Annotated in this window: 2 protein-coding genes and 1 pseudogene; all 3 read right to left on the bottom strand. The window is 36.0% G+C overall.

Going from position 1 to position 10,186, the window contains the following annotated elements; all coding sequences use genetic code 11:
• Nucleotides 1-95 precede the first annotated feature (95 nt).
• Nucleotides 96-827 carry a phosphoadenylyl-sulfate reductase gene (locus CD041_RS09320; protein WP_002460603.1) on the bottom strand — a complete coding sequence of 244 codons (732 nt, stop codon included), beginning with the start codon at nucleotides 825-827 and terminating at the stop codon, nucleotides 96-98.
• 314 nt (nucleotides 828-1,141) lie between these two features.
• A pseudogene (locus CD041_RS12470) lies at nucleotides 1,142-7,624 on the bottom strand (SdrD B-like domain-containing protein).
• A 416-nt stretch (nucleotides 7,625-8,040) separates the two neighbouring features.
• The coding region (locus CD041_RS09330; RefSeq protein ID WP_219727426.1) for a putative Ig domain-containing protein at nucleotides 8,041-10,186 on the bottom strand (2,146 nt) is incomplete at its 5' end.

The following is a 10,186-nucleotide window of genomic DNA, read 5'->3' on the forward strand; positions in this document are numbered from 1 at the left end:
TCTACCCTTCTATTATGAAATAACCGTGTATAACTTTACAATGCTAATTTTATTTTAAATTCATATCGGAATAATAAGAATAAGTAGTAAAATTTTTATGGCTTATCTGCTACGTGTAAGCCACATTCTGTTTTGGAAAAGCTCGACCATCTTCCTGCACGGGAATCATCTGAATCAAACACTGGAGAAGTACAAGGAATACATCCAATACTTGGGTAATGCTGATCATGTAAAGCATTGTAAGGTAAATGATTATCATTGATATAGTCCCAAACTTCTTCTTCCGTCCAATAAATCAAAGGACAAATTTTTATTGATTTAAAACGTTCATCTTTATTAATGAAATTCGTGTGTGCTCTTGTTGGGGATTGAGCTCTTCTTAATCCAGAAATCCAAGCTACTGCGCCAGATAAAACTTCTTCTAGTGGTTTAATTTTTCGTATATAACAACATTGGTTGGGATTTGCTTTCCATAGTGCGGGTTGATATTTTTCTGCTTGTTCTTCAAGTGTGAGGTCTGGTTTCTTCATTTCGATACGTAATTGAGGAAAACGTTGTTTTACATCTTCTATTAAATCGTATGTTTCTTGAAAATGTAAATCTGTGTCTAAAAATACGATTTGGGCATCAGGTTTAATCTGACTAATAATATGAATGAGCACCATGCTTTCTGCACCAAAACTACATGCATACACGATCGACTCACCATATGTGTCATACGCCCACTTTAAAATGTCATATGCGCCTTTTGTTTCTTCATCTAGTGTTAGCTTTTCTATAAAAGGGTCCTCAGAAAATACATCGTAAGTTATTTTAGGTACTGACATCGTATTGTGATCCCCCCTCCATTTTTGCAACAATGCAGTTAATACCTATCTGAATTGTCAGAATTATATGCTAATACTTTAACGATATTTATAACTAAAGTCAAGCTTATCTCTAATATTTATTTGTAATTATTTAAAATATTTCTATATCTAAATAGATATGACTTCTCTCTTAAAAACGAACTGAACTCATTTTATAAAAAACAGGCATGGGATAAAAGATTTTCAACCTTTAGTTTCCCATACCTGTTTGATTACTTCAGAAACTACTATACTATAACGAATCTCATATAATTAACGCTATTTAATGATTGTTATTGATGATGATGTTTACGACGTCTTGCTAAGAACAATATTGTTCCTGAAATTGCAAATAATGATCCAAAGAATGGAGCTTGATAACCATTGTCATCAACAGCACCTGTCGCTGGCAATTCTTGCTGTTTTTTATCATTGTTTGATTGTGTCGTATCATGAACTTGCTGTAAATGACTCGTTGTTTTATAGTTCACATGTTTCATTGTACTAGTATGAACTGATTTGTTCGGTTTGCTTGGTTCGCTTGGCTTGCTTGGCTCATTTGGTTTGCCTGGTTCGCTTGGTTTGTTTGGCTCACTCGGTTTGTTTGGTTCATTTGGTTTGCCTGGTTCGCTTGGCTTGTTTGGCTCGCTTGGTTTGCCTGGTTCGCTTGGTTTGTTTGGCTCACTCGGTTTGTTTGGTTCATTTGGTTTGCCTGGTTCGCTTGGCTTGCCGGGCTCATTTGGTTTGTTTGGCTCATTCGGTTTGTTTGGCTCACATTTACAAATACAAGTTGTTCCATCTTTGAAGACAAAGACAATGTTGCCTTCAACGTTAACATAAATATTTGTGATATTAGATGTATTGTATATGTTTTGACGACTTACTTCTTTGCCATTACCATCTTTAACAATAATCGTGATGCCAATTTGCTTACCATTTTCGTCTTTAATTGGCTGTTGTTCAATGCTTGGTGTTTTACCATCTTTGCCGTCTTTGCCATTTACAATAACTTGGCGACTGATTTCTTTACCATCACCGTCTTTAACAATGATAACAACACCAACTTGATTTCCTTTTTCATCTTTAACTGGTTGTTGTTCAATGCTTGGTGTTTTACCGTCTTGGCCATCTTCAATAAAGGTTTGACTAATTAATTTGCCACGGCTACCGTCTGAATTCATTTCATAGATATAGATGTAAGAACCAGATTTACCATCTTTTGTACCACGTTCTGTTATGGCAGTAATTGATTTACCATCTACACCATCTTTACCGTCCTTGCCATCTTTACCTTTTTCACCGTTATAAATATTTTGACGACTGATTTCTTTACCATCGCCATCTTTAATAATCACAGTAATACCAATTTGTTTTCCGTCTTTATTTAAAATTGGTTGCTGCTCCACATGTGGAGCCTTACCGTCTCTGCCATCACGTCCATCTTGACCATTTAAAATCGTTTGACGACTGATTTCTTTGCCATCACCATCTTTAATGATCACAATGATACCGTTTTGTTTGCCTTCTTTGTCTAAAGAAGGTACCTGCTCTATCGTTGGGGTCTTACCGTCTTGACCATTGTGAATATCTTGACGACTGATTTCTTTGCCATTTCCATCTTTAATGATCACAGTAGTGCCGATTTGTTTACCATTTTTATCTAAAATTGGCTGTTGTTCAATAGATGGTGTTTTGCCATCTTTACCATCTTGGCCATCACGCCCATTGTAGATATCTTGACGACTAATTTCTTTGCCATTTCCATCTTTGACAATTACTGTCACACCAACTTGTTTTCCGTTTTTATCCAAAATCGGAAGTTGCTCAATTGTTGGGGTCTTACCATCTTGGCCATTTTTACCTTTTTGACCATCAGCAATAAAGGTTTCACTGATTAATTTGCCACGTGTACCATCTGGATTGGTTAGATAAATTCGGACGTACGCTCCAGTTTGACCATCTTTATCTCCACGTGTAGTTTCGGCAGTTACTGACTTACCATCTTGACCATCAACACCATCTCGACCTTTTTCGCCATCAGCGATAAATGTTTCACTAATCAATTTACCACGTGTACCATCTGGGTTCATTTCATAAATTCTAATGTATGAACCTTTATGGCCATCTTGAGTACCACGTTCTGTAATTGCAGTTACAGATTTACCGTCTTGACCATTAGCACCTTTTTGACCATCTTGACCATTTAGAATTTTTTGACGACTAATCTCTTTACCGTCTCCATCTTTGATAATGATAGTTACACCGATTTGTTTTCCGTCTTTATCACGAATAGGCTGTTGCTCGATTGTTGGTGTTTTACCGTCTTTGCCATCAACACCGTTTTTACCGTCAGCACCTTTTTGACCATCAGCAACGAACGTTTCGCTAATTAACTTACCACGTGTGCCATCTGGATTTACTTCATACACACGTATCCATGAACCTGTCTGATTATTTTGTTCTCCACGTGCCGTTACTGCAGTAATAGATTTACCATCTTGGCCATTCGTCACTGTTTGACGCCCAATTTCTTTACCATCACCATCGCGTGTAATAATAGTTACACCGATTTGCTTTCCATCTTTATCTAATGCTGGCATTGTTTCAACTGTTGGTGTTTGACCATCCTTACCAGGAGTACCATTTTTACCATCTTGGCCATTTAGAATGTTTTGACGACTGATTTCTTTACCGTCTCCATCTTTGATAATAATTGTGACTCCGATTTGCTTTCCATCTTTATCTTGAATGGCTTGTTGTTCTACAGATGGCGTCTTACCCTTTTCACCTTTTGCACCGTCTTTGCCATTTAAAATATTCTCTTTACTAACGACGTTCCCATCACCATCTGTCACCGTGATTGTTACACCTATTTGGTTACCAGAACTGTCACGTATTGGAGTTTGTTCGATTTTTGGTGTCTTACCGTCTTCGCCTTTTTCACCTTTTGCGCCATTTTTAATAAACGTCTCACTGATAAGTTGGCCTTTAGTGCCATCAGGATTCAACTCATAAACGCGAATCCATGCACCAGTGTTTCCATCAGCATCTGTACCAGGACGTGTTTCCGCTGTTATAGATTTTCCATTCATGCCATTTTGTCCATCCTTACCATTCTGACCATCTGAGATAAAGGTTTCACTGATGAGCTTGCCACGACTACCGTCTGGATTTCTTTCATATGTTCTAACATATGCGCCTGTTTGATCATTTTGTCTACCACGTTCTGTAATGGTTGTCACAGATGTTCCATTTTGTCCATCTTTACCATTTAAAATATCTTGATGTGAAACTTCTTGACCATCTGGACTTAGAATAGTAATCGTCGTTCCGATAATCTTACCCTTTTCATCTTTTATAGGCGTTTGTTGGATTGATGGTGAACGTCCATCTTTACCATCTTGGCCTTTCACACCATCTTTGATGAATGTTTCAGAAATCATTGTGCCGCGACTACCATCTGGATTGACCTCATAGATTCTAATATATGCGCCTTCTTGACCATCTTTTGTACCACGTTCTGTATTTGCAATAACTGACTTACCATCTTGACCATTCTGACCATCTCGACCTGCAGCGCCTGTATCTCCTTTTTCGCCCTTGTCACCCTTCGTTCCTGGGTCTCCTTTTTCGCCTTTTTCACCTGGATTTCCTTTTGCTCCATCTTGACCATTAAGTACTTTTTGCGTATTTATTACTTTACCATCACCATCTTTAACAGTGATTGTAACCCCAATTTGTTTGCCTGAGCTATCGGTAATTGGTGTTTGCTCAATTTTAGGTGTTTTACCATCTTCACCTTTTTTACCATCGACACCATCTTTACCTTTAGGAATCGTAATAGTTGTACCATCACTAAATTCCACAATAGTATCTCCATTTTGATTAATATAACTATTATTTATTGTTAATCCTTTAGGCTGTTGACCTGGTAGTTCCTTTGTTGAACCATCTTGATATGTCACAGTATACGTATTTGTTGTTGGATTATACGTTATATTTTTAACACCTGTGTTATTATCCAAGTTATATTCAAAAATAGCATCTTGTTACTGGTATATATGATCTCGGCGTACTTCTTCAAAATAATAGCCGTCTATTTGCAGTAATTTTGAAGCATCTTTCCCAGTCAAATCTGGATGATAGCCTAATTGTTTATAATATACACGATCACGACCATCTTTACCTTGTTGTGCAAGTTGGATTGTATTCTTAGGTAACTTAGTGTTAACACGAACAGTATTTTCATAACTTTTATCTTCTACTGTAATTTCATAGTCATCTAATTTAGGTGCATCCGGCTTGTATAAACCTAAATCATTAGAATAATCATTTTCAGTTAATTTAATTGGTACTTCATCGCCATTAGAATCTTTAGTTACATCTGTACCTACTTTTGATGGTGATAATGTATAACCATCAGGTGTAATAAATTGAACTGTATAGTTACCAGATTCTAATTCGTAAAAGCCATATTTGCCATTTTTGTCGGTTACAGTAGTTGCAATTGTACGTCCCTGTTCATTTTTCAATAATACAGTTACACCGGCAAGTCCTTTTTCTCCGTCATCTTGAATGCCGTTTTTATTCGTATCATTCCAAACGAAATCTCCAATGTTATAAACAGATTTATAAAATCCGGCATCAACTGTCATGTTGTCATCATCTTGAATTGTAGCTTTAGCAACATATTTGCCATTGACTAATTGTGCATCTGAATCGACTGCATCATTGTTACTTTGATCTGCTTTGGTTAACGAATATCCTCCATTAGGAGTTGAATATTCTAAAGTGTACTCTCCATTTTTTAAATTTTTAAACTTATAGTTGCCGTTCTCATCCGTTGTCACTCTGTCAATTTCATTTCCGTTAGCATCTTTTAAAGTAACATAAACGTTAGGTATGCCTTCTTCTCCTATATCTTGAATGCCATTTCGATTTTTGTCATTCCAGACAGTGTCGCCAAGTGAATATTTACCTATTTGTTGACCACTACCAGTTGAATTGTCTCCAGCAGCACCTTGTGTAGTACTTGCCGCCCAAATTGTTGGATTATTTTTATCATCGTTAGTTATTGAAAACGTTGAACTTAAGTTACCATTGTCAGTTGTAGGTTCTACTTTTTCAGCAATAATATAACGTGTTTTACCGTCTAAATTTCCTAATGAAACATTTACAGTTGAGCGATTATTATCATATGTAATTGTTTTTGATGATGTAACATCTGTTACTTTACTTGAAGTTAAATCGGGTGCGAAACTGTTGACCATTGCTGAAGGATCATTCACTTTATAAACTTTTATTGCATCTGTGCCATCTATGAGTTTTCCATTCATTGTTGTACTATGATATTTCACATTTTTATATGTTTTGCCTGGCTCATTAATATAAATGATTCGATACTGTTGGTTTGTTTTTGGATCTCTGTAAAGCGTTGATGCATTTAAAGGGTTATTCTTATTATCACCATAATCAACAATAATATTTTTATTGAAAGAAACATTTCCAATTTTTACGTCCATATTATATGATCCTTTATCATTGATGGCATTCTCTCGTTTAGCAGTTGCAGCTATTTTAAAAGATCCTTGAATATTATCATATTGGTCAACGTAATTTGTAAACGTGTAGGTTGTTTTATTCGTGTTACTATCATATTTACCTTTAGCTATAATTGCACCATTTGCATCTCTTAATTCTGTGTCCGATGATGGTAACGAAAATCCTCCAGGTCTAATATATTGTCCATAGCCTATCGTAAATGTATCTCCACTTTTAACGCTATTGTCAACGGTATAATCTGCTTTTAAAGATAAAATATCTCCAGAAGTCACCCATAATTCACGTTGACCACTAGCATTTGTATGTGCAGTTCTACCTTCCACTGCTATATCTATATTTGAAAATTTAATTTTGTCACTCACATCTTTACCTGTTGGTGTAGCTGCCGCTAATGCTCTTACTCTATAATTACTACTCAATGCACGCGTTGTTGGAGATGTTGAAGCAGCTGCAGTTACAGGAGTTGCAGGGGTTCTAACACCATAGTCAGGGTTTGTAATGTCTGCTTTTAAGGCTTCTGCCACAATTGTATTATCTAAATCTCGTTTAGAACGTGGCTTAAAAGCTTTCTTAGTAACTAGTGAAGCTTTAACTTGTTCTTTCGTTTGATGGTTCACGCCAATTTGGCTCAATTTTTTATCAGCATATTGTACATGTGTCTCATTCGTATTGGTGGATACAGCTTGGTTTGTAGCTGATGCATTTTGAGCAGCTGTTACTAACTTTTCTGAACTTTCTTGTTGTTGAATTGTCGATTTATGATTTTGATGTTGTCTAGCTTCTTTTTCTGTTGATTTGTTTGCAGTATCTTTATGCGAGACATTGTTTTGATTTGATGTTTGTAAATCTTTTGCATGCAGTGATTGATTTTCTGTTATCTGCTGGTTTGTTGAAGATGGATTTTCAGTGTGATCTATCGTTGTTTTATCTTGAGTGCTTGGTGACGTGGCGTTAGTTTGAGAAGAAACATTATTATTTGTTGTTTGTTCTGTGGTTACTGTTGTATCAGCTTGAGAACTTTCTTGTTCATCGCTATGGTTTTGAGATATGGATTGTTGTTTTTCAGCTGCCTCAGCTTCATGATGCCCTAAGAAAAGTGTGGCACCTACTAATATTGAAGCTGTACCTACTGTAAATTTTCTGATTGAATATTTGTTTAGTTTGTTTGGGATAAAATCCATGCGTTGTGACGAGTTTCTCTTTCTGTTAGTCATTCACTGACCTCCTATAGTTGGTTAAAATAGTTGTCATTGCATATCAAACTCTATTTTATTTCCTAGATGTATATGAGAATTTTGATATATAGTACAAAATAATTATAATAATACATTTTAATCTATATAATTAGAGTAATAATAAAATGATATATGAATTATAACAGATTTATCACTATTTAATATTACGCATTTTAATTATATTAAATGTTTTTTAATCATAATTTCTCTTAAATATTCTTTTCAAGTACAAAATGTATATTAATAGGTAATTTTTATTTTCGTTAATTTTATTAAAAGTATTTTTTTATATATAATAGGTTCGTACATAATTCACACCATTTTTACCACGAAAAATAGCCTCAAAAGCTAGGACTAAAGCGCTAACTTTTGAGACTATAAGATTGCTAATTTAATTATTTTTCTTCATCATTCTTCCGACGTTTAAATAGTAACAATATTTCCCCAATCATAGCTAAAACAGTTGCTACTATGCCTGTAGAACTTTTACTGTTGTTACCTGTATCTGGTAAAACATAGATATCATTATCTTTATCACGTTCAACTATGCGATAAGACTCTTTATGCATTTTATGGGCACCTGAAACCCATATTGTATAATTACCAGGATTATTAATATTTACAGTCTTAGTAAGTTCTGATGGTAAATCAATAATCACATGTTTAGATGAATTCGTTTTACCATGAATGGCTATCCCATTTTTATGGCTATTGTCAATTACGGGTTTCTCAGGGTCATCAATATGAGAATTTTTACCAGGTTTTTTATTATTATCATCGTTAATTACTTCTATAACAAAATGAACATCGGCTTGATTAGAGTTACTATCAATTACAGTTACTATAATATCATATCTTCCAGGTTCTTTTGGTATACCACTAATAGTAAGCGTTTCTGATTTGAATTCAAGCCCTTTAGGCAATCCACTTACGCTTATAATTGTTGAACCTAATCCACCAGTTATAATAATCTTAACATCTTTAATATGGGTATTGATTTTGACAATTTGATTTGGAATAGGCTGAATTTCTAACTTATCTTCATCTATAACGTTTATAATAAATTTCGTTTCGACACTATTGCCATCGGCGTCAGTGCTTGTCACCACGATTGGATAAGTACCGACTTTCGTCGCTACACCACTTATTATGTTTGTTCTAGAATCAAACGTTACTCCTTCCGGTAGGCCACTGACTTTGGTTGTTACTGGCTGACCACTATTATCTGTAGCTCTAATCTCGATGTTATCGATTGCGGTATTCACTTCTTTGGTCTGATCACTAATCTCTTTCACTGTTGGTGCTGTCGTGTCTACAACTTTGATTATGAATTTTGTCTCGAGACTATTGCCATCGGCATCCGTACTTGTCACTATAATTGGATAAGTTCCAACTTTCGTCACTACACCGCTTATTGTGTTTGTTCTAGAATCAAACGTTACTCCTTCCGGTAGACCATTTACTGTGTTTGTCACTGCTTGGCCACTATTGTCTCTCGCATCAATCTTGATGTTATCAATTTCGGTATTCACTTCTTTGGTTTGGTCACTGATTCCTTTCACCGTTGGTGCCGTTGTGTCTACAACTTTGATACTGAATTTTGTCTCTATACTATTTCCCTCGGCATCCGTACTTGTTACCACTATTGGATAAGTGCCTACTTTTGTCGCTACACCACTTATTGTGTTTGTTCTAGAATCAAACGTTACTCCTTCCGGTAGACCTCTTACTGTGTTTGTCACTGGCTGACCGCTATTATCTGTGGCATCTATCACAATTTCGTCGATTGCGGTATTGACCTCTTTGGTTTGATTACTTATCTCTTTCACCGTTGGTGCCGTTGTGTCTACAACTTTGATACTGAATTTTGTCTCAGTACTATTTCCCTCCGCATCAGTGCTCGTCACTACAATTGGATAAGTTCCAACTTTCGTCGCTACACCGCTTATTGTGCTTGTTCTAGGATCAAACGTCACTCCATTTGGTAGACCACTTACTGTGTTTGTCACTGCTTGGCCACTATTATCTGTAGCTCTAATCTCGATGTCATCGATTGCCGTATTGACCTCTTTGGTTTGATTACTGATTCCTTTCACCGTCGGTGCTGTTGTGTCTACGACTTTGATATTGAATTTTGTCTCAGTTCTATTACCATCGGCATCCGTACTTGTCACCACGATTGGATAAGTTCCAACTTTTGTGGCTATGCCGCTTATTGTATTTGTTGATGGATCAAACGTTATTCCTTCCGGTAGGCCACTGACTGTGTTCGTCATTGTTTGACCACTATTATCTGTGGCATCTATCACAATTTCGTCAATTTCCGTATTCACTTCTTTGGTTTGGTTACTAATCCCTTTTACTGTTGGTGCTGTGGTGTCTACAACTTTGATTATGAATTTTGTATCAGTTCTATTACCATCCGCATCAGTGCTCGTCACTACAATTGGATAGGTGCCTACCTTCGTCGCTGTACCGCTTATTGTGTTTGTTCTAGAATCAAACGTTACTCCTTCCGGTAGACCACTGACTCTATTTGTT

The organism is Staphylococcus lugdunensis (genome assembly GCF_002901705.1).
Taxonomy (GTDB): domain Bacteria; phylum Bacillota; class Bacilli; order Staphylococcales; family Staphylococcaceae; genus Staphylococcus; species Staphylococcus lugdunensis.

What these genes read in the sequence shown, in the direction of transcription:
- CD041_RS09320 (WP_002460603.1), bottom strand. Translation starts at nt 827, where the DNA reads ATGTCAGTACCTAAAATAACTTACGATGTATTTTCTGAGGACCCTTTT.